Consider the following 16,284-nt stretch of genomic DNA (forward strand, 5'->3'; position numbering starts at 1 on the left):
TGGACAGACTGTGTATGGCTATGAAAAAGTTATTCACACTTTCCCCGATTCATCCGAGGGCACTATTATTTAAGCAGTTCTTTTATTTCTTTCACCTGCTGCTGAAGCTGCTCGTCATCAATCAGCAGTTTTGAAATCTTTTCATGGGCGTGAATGACGGTTGTATGGTCTCTGCCGCCAAATTCTTCCCCGATTTTAGGCAAAGAAGAATCCGTCATTTCTCTTGAAAGATACATCGCAATTTGTCTTGGGAACGCCACGGATTTCGTGCGCTTTTTCGCTTTGAAATCTTCAAGCTTAATGTTGAACTGCTGTCCGACAATCCGCTGAATCTCTTTTATCGTAATGACCTTCGGCTTAGAAGACGGAATGATATCTTTCAATGCTTCTGCAGCCAGGTCTGCGTTAATGTCTTTATTGATTAAGGATGAATAGGCGACAACCCGGATTAATGCCCCTTCCAGTTCGCGGATGTTGCTGTCAATCTGATTCGCGATGTAAAGCATGACCTCGTTCGGAATATCAAGGCCTTCCGCCTTCGCTTTCTTTCTCAGGATGGCAATCCGCGTTTCCAGATCCGGCGGTGTGATATCCGTAATCAATCCCCATTCGAACCGCGAACGCAGGCGGTCTTCAAGGGTCGGGATCTCTTTCGGCGGTCTGTCGCTGGAAATCACGATTTGTTTGCTTTCTTCATGAAGCGTGTTGAATGTATGGAAAAACTCTTCCTGTGTTTGTTCTTTTCCGGCTAAAAATTGAATATCATCTATCAAAAGTACATCAACGTTCCGATAGCGGTTGCGGAAATCAACGGCTTTATTATCGCGGATTGAGTTGATGAATTCATTTGTGAATTTTTCAGAAGACAGGTACACCACTTTGGCTGAAGGATTATGATCAATGACATAATGGCCGATGGCGTGCATTAAGTGAGTTTTTCCTAAGCCGACTCCCCCGTATATAAATAAAGGGTTGTACGCTTTAGCGGGTGCTTCCGCCACAGCCAGTGATGCTGCATGGGCGAATCGGTTTCCCGATCCGATGACGAATGTGTCGAATGTATATTTCGGGTTGAGCATGCTTTGGGGAAAATCAGACGGTTCCTCTTTTGCCGCTTTTTTCACTTGCGGTTTCGGTAAAAAGTTTTCTTCGTCCTGATTTTGAGGAATGACAAATTTGACGCTCAATTCTTCCCCGGTTAATTCGTATATGGTATCTGCAATGAGATGTAAGTACCTGGACTCCAGCCAGTCTCTGGCAAATTCATTGGGAGCGGTGATGGTTAAGGTATCCCCTTGCAGCGAATGGGCTTTCGTCGACTTCATCCAAGTTTCGAAACTCGGTTTGCTTAGCTTTTTCTCAATTTGAGCTAGAGCTTGATTCCAAAGATCCAATATATTCTCCATTATCCGGCACAGCCCTCCTTTTCTTTAAAAATCAGCACCCTTTCCCTGTTATAGAACACAAAAAAAGAGCATATGGCTCTGACCATTCGTACACACGAAATGTTGAAAACATATAGTATAGTAGAAAAACAGCTTTTCGACAAATTCCACAAGTTGTGGACAACAATCTACACAAGCTGTGTGAAAACAATCCACAACTTATCCACAGTTTGTGGATAAAGAGAATGGACTGGATAAGTAATTAAGAGTTAAAACACAAATATAATATCAAATTAAGCGAGGACTTGCAATGGTTCTCGTAATCTTATCCACAAACCTGACAACTTGTTGAAAAATCTTTGTCCACAGGAGTTAGCAATGTGAAAATGTTGTCGATAACGACTGTGGATATTAAAAAAAGGCCAAAAAATTATCCACATGTCGTTTTTTCGGGGGAGCGCGGCTTTTTTTTTGCGTTAAAAAAAGGAATATGAAAAATAAGGTTTCTAAACTGGTTAAGGTATGTTATCCTATTATGGTTGTAAGAAATAAAAGCACTGCTGAAGTTGACAATGAATAGGCAGCACAAATATAATAAGTAAGACTGTCTTTAACAGCTATTCCTCGAGGGAGGTGTCATAAATGAAAAGAACATTCCAACCGAATAACCGTAAACGCAGTAAAGTTCATGGCTTCAGAAGCCGTATGAGTTCAAAAAACGGTCGTCTAGTATTAGCACGCCGTCGCCGCAAAGGCAGAAAAGTATTATCAGCTTAGGCCACTGAATAATGTCAGTGGTCTTTTTTCACATTAAGAGAGTGAGATGTCATGCGTCGCCCGGTACTGGAGAAATTTCTTCAGTATTCCGGCGGCCCGTTTTTTTTAGATAGTAATAAAAGTTTCTGCGAGTGAATATCGGAGTGAATTAAAGTGAAGAAGCGAAATCGGTTAAAGAAAAATGAAGATTTTCAAAAAGTGTTTAAACGCGGAACGTCTATGGCAAACCGCCAGTTCGTGCTGTATACGCTTGATCAGCCGAAACAGGAAGAGCTCCGGGTAGGGCTTTCTGTCAGTAAAAAAATCGGCAATGCCGTCGTGCGCAATCGGGTGAAGCGGTTAATCAGACAGGCTGTTCAGGAGGAAAAAGAGCTGCTCAAGCCGAAAGATTTTATTATTATCGCAAGAAAACCCGCCGGCGACCTCAGTTTTGAAGAAACGAAAAAGAGTCTGCAGCACTTATTCAGAAAAACCTCATTATATAAGAAATCTTCGTCAAAATAGCTCATATTTTGTTTTCTTCACGTTTTTAAAAGCGCTTCCTTTTATTTGGCGAAAAATGAACGCCATTTGAAACTGAAAGATGCTAAAATACATACAAGGTTCATAAAGATTGGTATAGGAGGAAACGTTCTTGAAAAGGAGAATATGGTTACTACTGAGTATGGTCGGTATGCTCGTGCTGCTGGCCGGGTGCTCGAGTGTGAAAGAGCCGATTACGGCGAATAGTCCGCATTTCTGGGACAAATATGTTGTGTATCCATTGTCAGAAGTCATTACGTACGTAGCGAAACTGACGGGCGATAACTATGGTTTATCGATCATCATCGTTACGATTTTAATTCGTCTGCTGATTCTGCCGCTGATGATCAAGCAGCTTCGAAGCTCAAAAGCGATGCAGGCGCTGCAGCCTGAAATGCAGAAGCTCAGAGAAAAATACAGCTCTAAAGATCAAAAAACGCAGCAGAAGCTTCAGCAGGAAACGATGGCCCTGTTTTCAAAGCACGGGGTAAACCCGCTGGCGGGATGTTTCCCGATCCTGATTCAAATGCCGATTTTGATCGGATTCTACCACGCCATTATGCGTACGCAAGCCATTTCACAGCACAGCTTTTTATGGTTTGACCTAGGAGAGAAGGATCCTTACTATATTCTTCCTATCGTTGCCGGTGTGGCCACTTTTGTCCAGCAGAAGCTGATGATGGCCGGAAATCCGACTCAGAATCCTCAAATGGCGATGATGGTATGGATTATGCCGATCATGATTATCGTATTTGCGATCAACTTCCCGAGCGCGCTTTCTCTGTATTGGGTAGTCGGAAACCTGTTTATGATTGCTCAGACATTCCTTATTAAAGGACCTGACATTAAACACGATCCGGAAACGCAGAAAGCGGGAGGAAAGAAAAAGTGAAGAAGGTGACTGCTGCGGGACGGAATGTCGAAGAAGCAGTTCAATCAGGCCTTCAGGAACTTCAACTGACGAAAGATCAAGTAGAAATAACGGTGGTGCAAGAAGAATACAAAGGGTTTTTGGGTATTTTCGGAAAAAAGAATGCGATCGTAGAACTGGAAGAGAAAAAAAATCCTGTTCATGAAGCGAAAGCGTATTTGGAAGAAATCATACATTCCATTGCCGGACCTTCTGAGATTGTTACGGAAGAAAACAAGAAAATAGTCTGTTTTCACATTAAAGGTGAAAAAGCGGCGCTGCTTATTGGCAAAAGAGGACAAACACTCAATGCCCTGGAAACATTGACGCAGCTTGTTTTGAACCGCGGCTCCGGCCAGTATCGCCAAGCCGTTGTCGACGCTGAGAATTATCGGCGGAAAAGAAGAGAAATTCTGGAGCAGCTGGCAAACAGGCTGGCCAAGCAAGTGTCGAAAACGAAAAAAGATGTGCATTTAGAACCGATGCCGTCAGGTGAAAGAAAAATTATCCATGACGCGCTGTCAAAGCATCCAAATATCAAAACGTTTTCTACCGGTGAAGGCCGGTACCGCCATCTCGTTATTTCCCATAAAGATAGCAGAAAACCGAAGTCCGGGTAAAATCGGAACTTCGGTTTTTTTATTGGTAAAAATGGCTCTATTCCTAAGGAGAATCGCATTTTTGGCGTTTAAGTTTTTTCTTTTTCGGTCTATGCTGTTGATAAAAAAGGTTTTAGGAAATAAAATTAATTGTTATTCACATGTGGATAAGTTAAAGTAATAAGGGATGAATTTCTGCCTTTGTGGATAACGTATCTTCCACTTCAAACCAAACTATGTTATCTTTTAATTTTGGCGTAAATAAAATTTTTTATATAGATGGAAACAGAGATAAAGAGAGGTGAACAGCATGGATACAATTGCAGCGATTTCAACTCCGATGGGTGAAGGCGCGATCGCGATCGTTCGGCTGAGCGGCCCGGAAGCCGTAAAGATCGCTGACAAAATGTACAAGGGTCCGAAAGGCAAAACGCTCAGTTCGGCAGAATCGCATACCATTCATTACGGGCATATCGCGGACAGCACGACGGGACGGATTATTGAGGAAGTCATGGTGTCTGTTTTAAGAGCGCCCAGAACATTCACAAGGGAAGATGTCATTGAAATCAACTGTCACGGGGGTATTGTGACGGTTAATCAGGTGCTCCAGCTTGCTTTAAGAGAAGGTGCGAGACTGGCAGAACCCGGTGAGTTTACGAAGCGCGCATTTTTAAACGGACGGATTGACCTATCACAGGCAGAAGCGGTGATGGATCTGATCAGGGCCAAAACAGACCGTGCCATGAATGTCGCCATGAACCAGATGGAAGGACGGCTTTCCGCGCTTGTCCGCCGTCTGCGTGATGAGTTGTTAGAAACACTTGCCCATGTTGAGGTTAATATAGATTATCCGGAATATGATGACGTCGAAGAAATGACGCATCAGCTTTTAGTGGAGAAGGCAAGCGGCGTGAAGAAAGAAATCGAGGCGCTGCTCCGTACGTCTGAGCAGGGGAAAATTTTGCGTGAGGGACTGTCTACCGTGATCATCGGCCGTCCGAACGTTGGAAAATCCTCTCTGCTTAACAGCCTTGTCCATGAAACGAAGGCGATCGTAACCGATATTCCGGGAACGACGCGTGATGTGATTGAGGAATATGTCAACGTGCGAGGCGTGCCGCTTCGGCTTGTCGATACCGCCGGAATCCGTGAGACAGAAGACATCGTCGAAAGAATCGGTGTGGAACGGTCACGGCAGGTTCTGAAGGAAGCAGATCTCATTTTGCTTGTGCTGAACCACAGCGAAGAGCTTTCTGAAGAAGATGTGAAATTGTTTGAAGCGGTTGAGGGAATGGACGTCATTGTCATTATGAATAAGACGGATCTTGAGGCTAAGATTGACGCTGAGCGCGTCAAGGAACTGGCGAAAGGCCGGCCTGTCGTCACGACCTCATTGCTGAAAGAAGAAGGCATTCAAGATTTAGAGGAAGCGATTCAGTCGCTATTTTATACAGGAGCGATCGAAAGCGGAGATCTCACCTATGTCAGCAACACCCGTCATATCTCGATTCTGCATCAGGCAAAGCAAGCGATTGATGATGCGCTGAACGGAATTGAACAGGATGTTCCGATTGATATGGTCCAAATTGATTTGACAAGGTGCTGGGAGCTGCTGGGCGAAATCATCGGTGATGCCGTCCACGAAAGCTTAATTGATCAGCTCTTTTCACAATTTTGTTTAGGTAAATAAAAGGGAGGAAAAAACCATGGGGTATGAAGCAGGCCAATACGACGTGATTGTCATCGGCGCCGGGCATGCCGGTGTTGAGGCTGCCCTCGCATCCGCGCGCCAGGGAGCCAAAACGCTTGTTTTGACGATTAATCTTGATATGGTTGCGTTTATGCCATGTAATCCGTCTGTCGGCGGCCCCGCGAAAGGGATTGTCGTCCGCGAAATTGACGCGCTCGGCGGAGAAATGGCTAGAAATATAGATAAAACTCATATTCAAATGAGAATGCTGAATACAGGAAAAGGTCCGGCCGTACGGGCGCTGCGTGCGCAGGCGGATAAATTCCAATATCAGCATGAAATGAAGCATACGCTGGAAAAAACACCGAATTTGACACTTCTTCAAGGGATTGCCGAGCGTTTAATCATTGAAGACGGGGAGTGCCGCGGTGTCATTACGCAAACCGGTGCTGAATACAAGGCAAAAACGGTCGTGCTGACAACCGGAACGTATTTAAGAGGGCGGATCATTCTCGGTGATCTGTCTTACTCAAGCGGTCCGAATAACCAGCAGCCGTCTATTAAACTTTCTGAGCACTTAGAGGAGCTCGGTTTTGATCTCGTCCGTTTTAAAACGGGCACGCCTCCTCGTGTCTCAAGCGATTCCATTGATTACAGCAAAACAGAAATCCAGCCGGGGGACCCGGTTCCGCGCGCTTTCTCATATGAAACGGTTGAATACATTACCGATCAGCTGCCTTGCTGGCTGACTTACACGAGTCCTGAGACTCATGAGATCATCGACAGCAACCTGCATCGTTCGCCAATGTATTCCGGTATGATTAAAGGAACGGGACCGAGATACTGCCCTTCGATTGAAGATAAAGTCGTGCGGTTTAATGATAAACCGCGTCATCAGATTTTCCTTGAGCCGGAAGGCAGAAATACGCAGGAAGTATACGTTCAAGGTTTATCCACGAGTCTTCCTGAGGACGTGCAGCAGCGGATGCTGGCGACCATTCCGGGACTGGAAAAGGTGCAGATGATGAGAGCCGGATACGCGATTGAGTATGACGCGATCGTACCGACGCAGCTCTGGCCTACACTGGAGACGAAAAAAATCCCTAACCTGTACACGGCCGGTCAAATTAACGGTACATCAGGTTATGAGGAAGCAGCCGGGCAAGGAATTATGGCAGGGATCAACGCAGGCCGCAAAGCACTTGGAAAAGAAGAAGTGATCCTCAGCCGTTCCGATGCTTATATCGGTGTATTGATTGATGATTTGGTAACGAAAGGAACCAATGAACCGTACCGTCTGCTGACTTCACGGGCGGAATACAGACTGCTGCTCCGTCACGACAACGCGGATCTTCGTCTGACGGAAATCGGCCACGATATCGGCTTAATTTCTGATGAGCGCTATGAAGCGTTTGAGAAGAAAAAAGCGGCGATCGAGGCGGAGAAAAAACGTCTCTGGTCTGTTATTATCAAGCCGTCTCCTGAGAATCAGGAATATATCCGTTCACTCGGCGGAAGCGAGCTGAAAGACGGAGTGCGCGGCACAGATTTAATGAAACGTCCGGAAATGAATTATGAAACAGTGACAAAACTTGCGCCTGCAGATTCTCCGGTGCCGCAAGATGTGGCGGAACAAGTGGAAATTCAGGTGAAATATGAAGGATATATCGAAAAATCCTTGCAGCAAGTGGAAAAGCTGAAGAAAATGGAAAATAAAAAAATCCCTGATCGGATTGATTATGACGCCATTAAAGGAATTGCTACTGAAGCCCGTCAAAAGCTGAAAGAAGTGCGTCCTTTATCAGTTGCTCAAGCGTCCCGTATTTCCGGCGTCAATCCGGCAGACATTTCAATCTTGCTGGTATACCTGGAGCAGGGCCGTATTGCCAAGGTAGCTGAATAGAAAGGATGACGGCATGAATATAGAGGAATTTACATCCAGTTTAGCGGAGAAAGGGATTTCCCTTTCTGACCGCCAGCTGGAGCAATTCGAGTTGTATTACCGGATGCTCGTGGAATGGAACGAAAAAATGAATCTGACATCCATCACTGAGAAAAAGGAAGTTTATCTCAAGCATTTTTATGATTCGATAACGGCGGCATTTTATATTGATTTTGAAAAGGTCACCACTCTTTGTGATGTCGGCGCCGGCGCCGGTTTTCCAAGCCTGCCCATCAAAATCTGCTTCCCGCATCTGCATGTCACCATCGTCGATTCACTGAATAAGCGGATTACGTTTTTGGAAACTCTCTCCGATGCTTTACAATTAGAGCATACGACATTTGTCCATGACAGAGCGGAGACATTCGGACAGCGGAAAGACGTACGGGAAAGCTTCGATCTCGTGACGGCCCGTGCGGTGGCGCGTCTGTCGGTCCTGAGTGAGCTTTGTCTGCCGCTGGCCAAGAAAAACGGCGTATTTGCGGCACTAAAAGCAGCAGCTGCTGATGAAGAGCTGAAAGCGGGGCAAAAGGCGATTAAAGTATTGGGAGGAGAGCTTGAACAAGTTCATTCCTTTACACTTCCTGTTGAAGAAAGTGAACGGAACATCATGATCATTCGCAAGACGAAAAGCACTCCGAAAAAATATCCGAGAAAACCGGGTACTCCAAATAAATCGCCAATTGAAGGGTAATTTAGACAGCCTGATGTGACAATTCCATCATATTTTCTGCAAAATTGATGAAGATACAGCAGGAAAAACCATGAGAAAATAGAATTATAAAAATGGCAGTTTTTAAAGGTGGTGTAGGTACATGAAGCATTCATTCTCTCGTTTCTTCGGGTTTGGTGAGAAGGAAGAGGAACCGGAGATAGCTGAGCATGATACAAACAAAGAAGAGATACTCGAAATACCGGTACATGCTATCGTTCCCAACCGTTTTCAGCCACGCACCATTTTCTCAGATGAAAAAATCAAAGAGTTAGCAATGACTATCCATACACACGGCATCATTCAGCCGATTGTTGTCAGACATACAGAAGATGAAGGACAATATGAGCTCATTGCGGGTGAAAGGCGCTGGAGAGCGGTACAGACGCTTGAATGGGAGAAGATTCCCGCAATTATTAAAGATTTTTCTGATACGGAAACAGCATCTGTCGCTTTGATTGAAAACCTGCAAAGGGAAGAATTGTCCTCCATTGAGGAAGCTCATGCGTACGCAAGGCTGTTAGAACTTCATGATTTAACACAGGAAGCCTTGGCGCAGCGCTTAGGAAAAGGCCAGTCAACGATTGCGAACAAGCTCCGATTGTTAAAGCTCCCGGAACCCGTCCAGGATGCGATTATGGAGAAAAAAATTACGGAACGTCATGCAAGAGCACTGATTCCGCTCAAACAGCCGGAGTTTCAGGTCACATTGCTTGCGGAAATCATTGAGAAAAGCTTAAACGTCAAGCAGACGGAAGACAGAGTGGTGAAAATGCTTGAACAGAATAAGCAGAAACCAAAGCCGAGACGCAAAGCGTTCAGCAGGGATACAAGAATTGCGATGAATACGATTCGTCAGTCACTGTCTATGGTAGAAGACAGCGGCGTCAGACTGAATACTGAAGAAGAAGAATTCGAAGAGTACATCCAGCTTACCATTCGGATACCTAAATAAAAACTCTCCTGATCAGCAGGGGAGTTTTTATTTTAATCAAAAAACTATTTTGAGATAATGATAGATTTATTGTGCACTATACATTATATATGTAAAATTTTATCTTTTTGTGTCGTGAATTGTCTTTTTACAGTCAAAAAAGTCGCTTCATCGGAGAACTTATATTAGAAAGTGTCTTTTTCGTTTACATTTTTTTCACTTGCTGATAAACAAATTATGAAAAAAATAAAACGCTTTACTCTTTTTTTGATAAGATAGAAACAAGACAGTACATGTTCATGTGAAGGTAGGTGACATCGTGGGAAAAATCATAGCAATTACGAACCAAAAAGGCGGAGTCGGGAAGACGACGACTTCTGTTAATCTGGGGGCTTGCTTGGCTTACATAGGTAAAAGGGTTCTTCTTGTTGATATTGATCCGCAGGGCAATGCAACGAGCGGATTAGGGATTGAAAAAGCCGATGTGGATCATTGTGTGTACGACATTTTAGTAGATGATGCAGATGTTACAGATATTATTAAACCGACTTCAGTAGAGAACTTAGATGTCATTCCGGCCACGATCCAGCTTGCGGGAGCGGAAATCGAATTGGTTCCGACGATCTCACGGGAGGTCAGGCTGAAAAGAGCATTAGAATCAGTGAAACAAAATTACGATTACATGATTATTGATTGTCCTCCGTCTCTCGGGTTATTAACGATTAATGCGCTTACCGCTTCAGATTCAGTCGTTATCCCGGTTCAGTGCGAATACTACGCTCTTGAAGGATTGAGTCAATTATTAAATACAGTTCGGCTTGTGCAAAAACATTTAAATACCGACTTAATGATAGAAGGAGTGCTTCTGACGATGCTTGATGCCAGAACGAATCTCGGCATTCAAGTGATAGAAGAGGTAAAGAAATACTTTAGAGATAAAGTGTATCAAACCATTATTCCTCGAAATGTCCGTTTAAGTGAGGCGCCGAGTCACGGCAAGCCGATCATATTATACGATCCGCGTTCGAGAGGTGCGGAAGTATATTTAGATTTAGCAAAGGAAGTGGCAGCGAATGGCTAAAGGCGGGCTCGGAAAAGGGATTAACGCGTTGTTTAATCAGGTTGATTTGTCTGAAGAGACAGTGGAAGAGATTAAAATCAGTGATTTACGTCCCAATCCTTATCAGCCAAGAAAACAATTTGACGATGAGTCATTAGCTGAACTGAAGGAATCCATCATTCAGCATGGCATTCTTCAGCCCATTATCGTGAGAAAATCATTGAAGGGCTATGATATTGTAGCCGGCGAACGCCGTTACCGCGCCGCAAAACTTGCCGGTAAAGAGACAGTGCCGGCCATCGTGCGGGAATTATCTGAATCGCTGATGCGGGAAATCGCTCTTTTGGAAAACCTTCAGCGTGAAGACTTATCACCGCTTGAAGAAGCTCTGGCATATGACTCACTGCTGAAGCATTTGGATTTAACCCAGGAACAGCTCGCTAAACGGCTCGGGAAAAGCAGGCCTCATATTGCCAACCATTTAAGACTGCTGACGCTGCCGGAAAGCATCCAGAACCTCATTGCAGAAGGTACGTTATCCATGGGACACGGCAGAACCTTGCTTGGTTTGAAAAATAAAAACAAGCTTGAACCGCTTGTGAAGAAAGTGGTTGAAGAACAGCTGAACGTCCGTCAGCTTGAGCAGCTGATTCAGCAGTTAAATAACAATGTTCCACGTGAAACAAAGAAAAAAGAACCTGTTCAAGATGTGGTGTTAAAAGAGCGGGAATCGTATTTGCAAAATTACTTCGGAACAACAGTAAATATTAAGAGACAAAAGAAAAAAGGGAAGATTGAGATTGAGTTTTTCTCAAATGAAGATCTTGAACGTATCCTAGAACTATTGTCTGAAAGAGAAGCGTAAAAACCATCTTTTTAAAAAAAGATGGTTTTTTATATACGTCTTGTCAGCTTATGAAACGGACTGAGCCGTTCCTGCCGGCCTTCTGATTTATCTGTCAGCTGTAACCCCTCTGCTAAAACATTTGCCATGCTCATAACAAGATGAAGCCTCGTATTCTGCAGGACAAAATACTCCATAAACCCGCTGACATTGACGATTCCATTGATATGGACGTCACCGATTTCAGGAAGATCTTTTTGAACACCTGCTCCGGGCTTCAGCGGCCCATCGCCGATTTGAAATGACCCTACGCTTTTGACGCGGCCTAAACAAGCATCAACCGCTATAATAAACGGATTTTTATGTAGATGTTGAATATCTTTCAGCTTGTCTTTCATATTGACGGCGTGAACAGGATCTGACAGCGTGCCGTAAACGTGCAATCTGCCTAAATTCATTTTTTCTAACTTTGTTCCTACGAGCGGACCTAATGAATCTCCGGTCGACCGATCTGTGCCGATACACACGGTGACTAACGGTCTGCCGGCTGCTTTACGTAAAGATGAAGTAAGGATCGCTTGTATTTGATTCGCAGCAGAAGAATCCGTATGAGATACATATTGTTTTGCCCGTTCTTGAGAAAAAAGCCCGCCTTTTCGATTCATAAGGTTCACTTCCTTGTCATGTCATACGAGTATTACATTGTTGTTTTTGGTGTTGTATGGTTGTTTACAGTATATCCAGCGCTTCCTTTTTTTATGCTTATGTCGTGATCAGCATGCCGGTTGTTTGAAAAGAGCGGGATAGAAAAAAGAACCCAGAGCGATTGTTCTCTAAGTTCATGAAAGAAATAAGACCATTTGATCTACATCGACATATCGCTGATGATCTAATTTCAGCGCTCTTTTTTCTGTAGAGAAGAGAATAAATCCTAACTGGGCGTAGAGTTTTTTTGCGGGTTCATTTGTTGAGGTAACAGAGAGATGAAGCTGTTCTGTGTCCTTCATCTTTTTTGCTCGGCTGATGGCTTCCGTCATTAAAGCTTTTCCCGCGCCTGACCCTCGGTGTTTGGGGGAAATATACATAGAACCGATAACCGCAATGTGTCTTAGTTTAAACAGCGGATGCTTGGAGATCTTGAGGATTCCTATCAGTCTGTCTTTTTCAAAGACGCCAAGCACGGTGGCATTGTCGGCTTCAAGCCTGGCTTTAAATTTTTCGGACGGCCATTCTTTCTCCTCATCATAGCTGACGGCAAATGCGTCCGGGTAATCTTTTAAAGCTTTGAGCCTGATATCGGAATAAGGCTGGGTATCATTTGCGGTTAAATGCCTGATGTACATGGTTTGAGCTCCTTGCATAAGTGAATTTTTCTGAATAGTCAATCTGTATTAACATACCATATTTGTCCCATTTGTATGAATGATTGCCGCTGTCACTCAATATAGTAGCAATATGCGGAGATGATCAGAAATTTTATGAGGTGATGAGGGTGTGGAGAGCCGGGATGAAGTGGATGCTGCTCATATTAAGCAGCCAGATTGGGGCTGGGTATGCAAGCGGGCAGGAAATATGGCAGTTTTTCGGTGTCGAAAGCGGACTGGCTATTGTATTGTTTACAGTCATGTTTACGATTTCGGCTTATATTGTGTTGAAGATCAGCTATCGGGTTCAATCAACGCACTTTTTACCTGTGCTTGAGCATCTGATGGGGCCGGCTCTTGCTAAAGTCTATGATGTGCTTATTATGTTTTATTTGTTTTCAATGACGATGGTTATGATTGCCGGCGGCGGTGTGACGCTGCAAATGTACAAACTGCCGTTTTGGATCGGTATTTTTCTTCTTTGCATTGTGACCGTCGGTTTATTCTTTTGGGATATAAAAGGAATATTATCTCTGAATAGTATTTTGATACCGATTCTTGTAGCGGGGCTGTTATATGCATTGGTCTTTTTTCAGACAACCCATCATTACACGTGGACGATAGATTTGACCCGCCAGTATAATTGGCCGGCAAGCATTACCTTCACGTCCTTAAACATCCTTTCTGTTGTCGCTGTTCTTTCTTCAATCGGAAAAGATATGAAGGGACTGGGAGAAGCGAAAATCGCAAGCGTTGCAAGCGGGCTGATTTTCGGTATGATTTCATTTGTTTACAATGAAACGCTTGTACAGCTTTCAGGCAGTCTTACACAATATGAGATTCCTCTTTTCGCCGTCCTTGAAGGCGCTCCTTATCCGTTATTTCTTTGTATGGCCGCCGTGCTTTTTTTAGCCATCTATACGACAACCGTGACCGGTCTGTTCGGGCTGTCCAGCCGCATGCTTGCATTTGTGAAATTGCCGAGATGGACGCTCGTATCTCTTCTGTTAGCTGTGATGGTGCCTTTTACGACAATCGGTTTTTCAGATTTGATCGCCATTTTATATCCTATTTACGGGCTTTTAAGTCTTTATTTGCTGGTATGTCTTCTTCTTTACCCTATTTTAGGGAGATGGAAAAAAGTATAATGCTCATTTTGAGTGCGGCCGTTGCTCTTATCCTGTTTTTTTTTGTACAATAAATAAAGCAGTCTATGGAGAGAGGTGAAGGGTCTTGGCGGATAAAGACTTTGGCCTGAATGATATTGTTGAAATGAAGAAACCGCATCCTTGCGGTGAAAACAGGTGGAAAATCATTCGGATGGGAATGGATATTCGGATTAAATGCACGGGTTGTTCCCACAGTGTCATGATTCCGAGAAGAGATTTTGAGAGAAAGTTGAAAAAAGTACTCGTCAAGCATGAGGAGCCTACATCATAAGGGCTGGCGCTCATGCTTTTTCATATAGAGGAGAGGAAGAGGCCCGATGAGCAAAGTGCATCAGTCAGCGTGCCCGCTGAATTGCTGGGACAGCTGCGGCTTTTTGGTGACAGTTGAGGATGGAAAGGTGACGAAAGTAGACGGAGACCCGAATCATCCCATTACGGAAGGGAAAATTTGCGGCCGTGGCAGAATGCTGGAGACGAAAACGAATGCGCCGGAACGGCTTCGTTTTCCTTTAAAAAAGAAAGACGGCGAATTTGTCCGCGTTTCCTGGGAGCAGGCGTTAGATGAAATTGCTGAAAAAATGGCGGTGATTAAGGAGACGTTGGGCACTGCCGCAGTGCTGCACAGTCATGATTACGCCAATAACGGTCTTTTGAAGGCGCTCGACCAGCGTTTTTTCAATGGATACGGCGGTGTGACGGAGATTGCGGGCAGCATTTGCTGGGGTTCCGGCATTGAAGCGCAGCGCTGGGATTTCGGGCGTTCTTACGGGCATGGACCGCTTGATATTTATCACAGCAAGCATGTGATCGTATGGGGCAGAAACGTGTCCCGGACGAATATGCACCTCTATCATCATCTGCAGCAGGTGAAGAAAAAAGGAGCGACACTGACGGTCATTGATCCTATTTTTAACCCGACTGCCAAGCTTGCCGATCGGTATATATCCGTCAAACCCGGCATGGATGGCTGGCTTGCGGCGGGTGTTTTAAAAATATTATGCCAAACCGGCAGAACCGATTCTGATTTTATTCAAAGGCATTCGGTCGGTTTTGAAGAAATAGAAAAGCTTCTGCAGACGATTTCTATTGAGGAGATCATTGAGAAAACAGAAACGTCTTTAGAAGTGATTGAATATCTTGCTGATTTATATGCTGACGGTCCCGCCTCCACTTTTATGGGTCTTGGGATGCAGAGATATAAAAACGGGGGCGGGACGATACGGTGGATTGACGCTTTAGCTGCGGCGAGCGGAAATGTCGGTATCAAAGGCGGCGGCGCAAACTTCGGAAATGTGCAAGTCGGTGAAAGCTTTGCAAAGGCCGAGCTCACCCGTCCTGATCTGAAGAAAAGTTCGAGAACGTTTTCGATGATGACTCAAGCCGAAGAGGCGCTGAATGCAGCCGATCCGCCGATTGAGATGATCATCGTGACGTGCGGCAATCCGCTGACACAGGTGCCGAATACAAAAAAAGTGAAGGAAGCATTTGAAAAAACACCGGTCACAGTGGCCATTGATTCGGTCATGACCGATACGGCGAAGCTCTGTGACTATGTGCTGCCGACAGCCGTTGTTTTCGAAGAGGAAGATATTTATTATTCCAGCATGTATCATCACTATGTTCAATATGGCAAGAAGCTTGCGGAACCGCAGGGAGAGGCAAAATCAGACCGCTGGATCTGGACGGAGCTCGCAAAGCGTCTCGGATTCGGGGAGCTGTTTGATTACAGTACGGAAGATTTCTTAAAAATGGGGCTCTCTTCTTTGGAGAAAGAAGGAATCACCCTTGAGCAATTAAAGGAAAAAGGACATATGCCGCTTCCGGTCAAACAGGTTCCGTGGAGTGATTTTCAATTTTTAACCCCGAGCGGAAAATTTGAATTCGTCTCGTCACTGGCAGAAGAGAAAGGATACAGCGGCCTCCCTCAATTGGAAGTGCCGGAGGAGTCTGTTTATCATGACGCCGGACTGGCCGGGAAATATCCGTATACGCTGCTGTCCATTCACCCGCAGCGCTCCAATCATTCACAGCACGTGCCGTTTATTGAAAAGCTTCAGCAGATTCAAGTGGACCTGTCGCCGGATATCGCCGAGGAGCTTTCACTTCAAGACGGAGATACGGCAGAGGTGTACAATGACCGCGGCAGTCTGCGCGGCAGGGTGAAAATCATGAAGCAGGCTCACCCGAAGACGGTGAATATAGATGAAGGCATGTGGGCGGCATTCGGAGGCTCCGTCAATATGCTCACAAAGGATTCAAATTCCGATAATGGAATGGGAAGTACGCTTTTTGACTGTCTGGTAGCGGTTAAAAAAGGATAATCTAAGGAGAGAGAGGGCGGGAAATGCTTTTTTCTCAGCTTGTCTTTTCCTATGA

16 protein-coding genes are annotated in these 16,284 nt (G+C 44.7%); 13 read left to right on the forward strand and 3 right to left on the reverse strand.

The annotated features are described in order from the left end of the window. Positions 1 to 65 precede the first annotated feature (65 nt). On the reverse strand, positions 66 to 1,406 hold the full coding sequence (dnaA, locus tag SB24_RS09730) for a chromosomal replication initiator protein DnaA (protein WP_007409908.1): 1,341 nt from the start codon (positions 1,404 to 1,406) through the stop codon (positions 66 to 68). A gap of 621 nt (positions 1,407 to 2,027) precedes the next feature. Here dnaA and rpmH point away from each other — a divergent pair. The 10 genes from rpmH (at position 2,028) to SB24_RS09775 (ending at position 11,396) form a co-directional block, all read left to right on the forward strand. After that, complete coding sequence (gene rpmH / locus SB24_RS19565) at positions 2,028 to 2,162, forward strand: 50S ribosomal protein L34 (protein WP_003178075.1); 135 nt, start codon at positions 2,028 to 2,030, stop codon at positions 2,160 to 2,162. 153 nt (positions 2,163 to 2,315) lie between these two features. Next, positions 2,316 to 2,666 carry a ribonuclease P protein component gene (gene rnpA / locus SB24_RS09735; RefSeq protein WP_004392944.1) on the forward strand — a complete coding sequence of 117 codons (351 nt, stop codon included), beginning with the start codon at positions 2,316 to 2,318 and terminating at the stop codon, positions 2,664 to 2,666. Positions 2,667 to 2,826: 160 nt separating this feature from the next. Next, positions 2,827 to 3,576 (forward strand): YidC family membrane integrase SpoIIIJ, encoded by a 750-nt coding sequence (spoIIIJ, locus tag SB24_RS09740; protein WP_007409906.1) that lies wholly within the window; start codon positions 2,827 to 2,829, stop codon positions 3,574 to 3,576. Continuing rightward, entirely contained in the window at positions 3,573 to 4,214 is a 642-nt protein-coding gene (jag, locus tag SB24_RS09745) for an RNA-binding cell elongation regulator Jag/EloR (RefSeq protein WP_039253093.1), read from the forward strand. Before spoIIIJ ends, jag begins: the two co-directional genes overlap by 4 nt. A gap of 289 nt (positions 4,215 to 4,503) precedes the next feature. Beyond that, positions 4,504 to 5,883, forward strand: coding sequence for a tRNA uridine-5-carboxymethylaminomethyl(34) synthesis GTPase MnmE (gene mnmE / locus SB24_RS09750; protein ID WP_007409903.1), 1,380 nt, complete (start codon positions 4,504 to 4,506; stop codon positions 5,881 to 5,883). A 16-nt stretch (positions 5,884 to 5,899) separates the two neighbouring features. Continuing rightward, positions 5,900 to 7,786 carry a tRNA uridine-5-carboxymethylaminomethyl(34) synthesis enzyme MnmG gene (gene mnmG, locus SB24_RS09755; RefSeq protein WP_007615086.1) on the forward strand — a complete coding sequence of 629 codons (1,887 nt, stop codon included), beginning with the start codon at positions 5,900 to 5,902 and terminating at the stop codon, positions 7,784 to 7,786. A 13-nt stretch (positions 7,787 to 7,799) separates the two neighbouring features. After that, positions 7,800 to 8,519, forward strand: coding sequence for a 16S rRNA (guanine(527)-N(7))-methyltransferase RsmG (rsmG, locus tag SB24_RS09760; RefSeq protein WP_007409901.1), 720 nt, complete (start codon positions 7,800 to 7,802; stop codon positions 8,517 to 8,519). 121 nt (positions 8,520 to 8,640) lie between these two features. Then, positions 8,641 to 9,492, forward strand: a complete 852-nt coding sequence (gene noc, locus SB24_RS09765; protein ID WP_007409900.1) for a nucleoid occlusion protein — start codon at positions 8,641 to 8,643, stop codon at positions 9,490 to 9,492. Between the two features lie 298 nt (positions 9,493 to 9,790). Then, positions 9,791 to 10,552 (forward strand): sporulation initiation inhibitor protein Soj, encoded by a 762-nt coding sequence (soj, locus tag SB24_RS09770; RefSeq protein WP_007409899.1) that lies wholly within the window; start codon positions 9,791 to 9,793, stop codon positions 10,550 to 10,552. Then, positions 10,545 to 11,396 (forward strand): ParB/RepB/Spo0J family partition protein, encoded by an 852-nt coding sequence (locus tag SB24_RS09775; protein ID WP_039253100.1) that lies wholly within the window; start codon positions 10,545 to 10,547, stop codon positions 11,394 to 11,396. Before soj ends, SB24_RS09775 begins: the two co-directional genes overlap by 8 nt. A gap of 29 nt (positions 11,397 to 11,425) precedes the next feature. On the opposite strand, the gene yyaC is transcribed toward SB24_RS09775, so the two are convergent. After that, positions 11,426 to 12,040 (reverse strand): spore protease YyaC, encoded by a 615-nt coding sequence (gene yyaC / locus SB24_RS09780; RefSeq protein ID WP_004392969.1) that lies wholly within the window; start codon positions 12,038 to 12,040, stop codon positions 11,426 to 11,428. Positions 12,041 to 12,214: 174 nt separating this feature from the next. Then, positions 12,215 to 12,718 carry a GNAT family N-acetyltransferase gene (locus SB24_RS09785; RefSeq protein ID WP_039253102.1) on the reverse strand — a complete coding sequence of 168 codons (504 nt, stop codon included), beginning with the start codon at positions 12,716 to 12,718 and terminating at the stop codon, positions 12,215 to 12,217. 143 nt (positions 12,719 to 12,861) lie between these two features. On the opposite strand from SB24_RS09785, the gene SB24_RS09790 reads away from it, so the two are divergent. The 3 genes from SB24_RS09790 to SB24_RS09800 all read left to right on the forward strand — a co-directional run bounded on the left by SB24_RS09790 (position 12,862) and on the right by SB24_RS09800 (position 16,229). After that, complete coding sequence (locus tag SB24_RS09790) at positions 12,862 to 13,887, forward strand: YkvI family membrane protein (RefSeq protein WP_088005468.1); 1,026 nt, start codon at positions 12,862 to 12,864, stop codon at positions 13,885 to 13,887. 85 nt (positions 13,888 to 13,972) lie between these two features. Then, positions 13,973 to 14,179 (forward strand): DUF951 domain-containing protein, encoded by a 207-nt coding sequence (locus SB24_RS09795; protein WP_004392973.1) that lies wholly within the window; start codon positions 13,973 to 13,975, stop codon positions 14,177 to 14,179. 46 nt (positions 14,180 to 14,225) lie between these two features. Then, a complete protein-coding gene (locus tag SB24_RS09800; protein ID WP_039253106.1) occupies positions 14,226 to 16,229 on the forward strand; it encodes a molybdopterin-dependent oxidoreductase in 2,004 nt (667 codons plus the stop codon). Positions 16,230 to 16,284 lie beyond the last annotated feature (55 nt).

Source organism: Bacillus sp. Pc3, from assembly GCF_000815145.1.
Lineage (GTDB): Bacteria > Bacillota > Bacilli > Bacillales > Bacillaceae > Bacillus > Bacillus velezensis.

Coding starts and splice junctions, on each gene's coding strand:
- dnaA (WP_007409908.1), bottom strand. CDS start 1,406: ATGGAGAATATATTGGATCTTTGGAATCAAGCTCTAGCTCAAATTGAG.
- rpmH (WP_003178075.1), top strand. CDS start 2,028: ATGAAAAGAACATTCCAACCGAATAACCGTAAACGCAGTAAAGTTCAT.
- spoIIIJ (WP_007409906.1), top strand. CDS start 2,827: ATGGTCGGTATGCTCGTGCTGCTGGCCGGGTGCTCGAGTGTGAAAGAG.
- mnmE (WP_007409903.1), top strand. CDS start 4,504: ATGGATACAATTGCAGCGATTTCAACTCCGATGGGTGAAGGCGCGATC.
- mnmG (WP_007615086.1), top strand. CDS start 5,900: ATGGGGTATGAAGCAGGCCAATACGACGTGATTGTCATCGGCGCCGGG.
- rsmG (WP_007409901.1), top strand. CDS start 7,800: ATGAATATAGAGGAATTTACATCCAGTTTAGCGGAGAAAGGGATTTCC.
- noc (WP_007409900.1), top strand. CDS start 8,641: ATGAAGCATTCATTCTCTCGTTTCTTCGGGTTTGGTGAGAAGGAAGAG.
- SB24_RS09775 (WP_039253100.1), top strand. CDS start 10,545: ATGGCTAAAGGCGGGCTCGGAAAAGGGATTAACGCGTTGTTTAATCAG.
- yyaC (WP_004392969.1), bottom strand. CDS start 12,040: ATGAATCGAAAAGGCGGGCTTTTTTCTCAAGAACGGGCAAAACAATAT.
- SB24_RS09785 (WP_039253102.1), bottom strand. CDS start 12,718: ATGTACATCAGGCATTTAACCGCAAATGATACCCAGCCTTATTCCGAT.
- SB24_RS09790 (WP_088005468.1), top strand. CDS start 12,862: ATGAGGGTGTGGAGAGCCGGGATGAAGTGGATGCTGCTCATATTAAGC.
- SB24_RS09800 (WP_039253106.1), top strand. CDS start 14,226: ATGAGCAAAGTGCATCAGTCAGCGTGCCCGCTGAATTGCTGGGACAGC.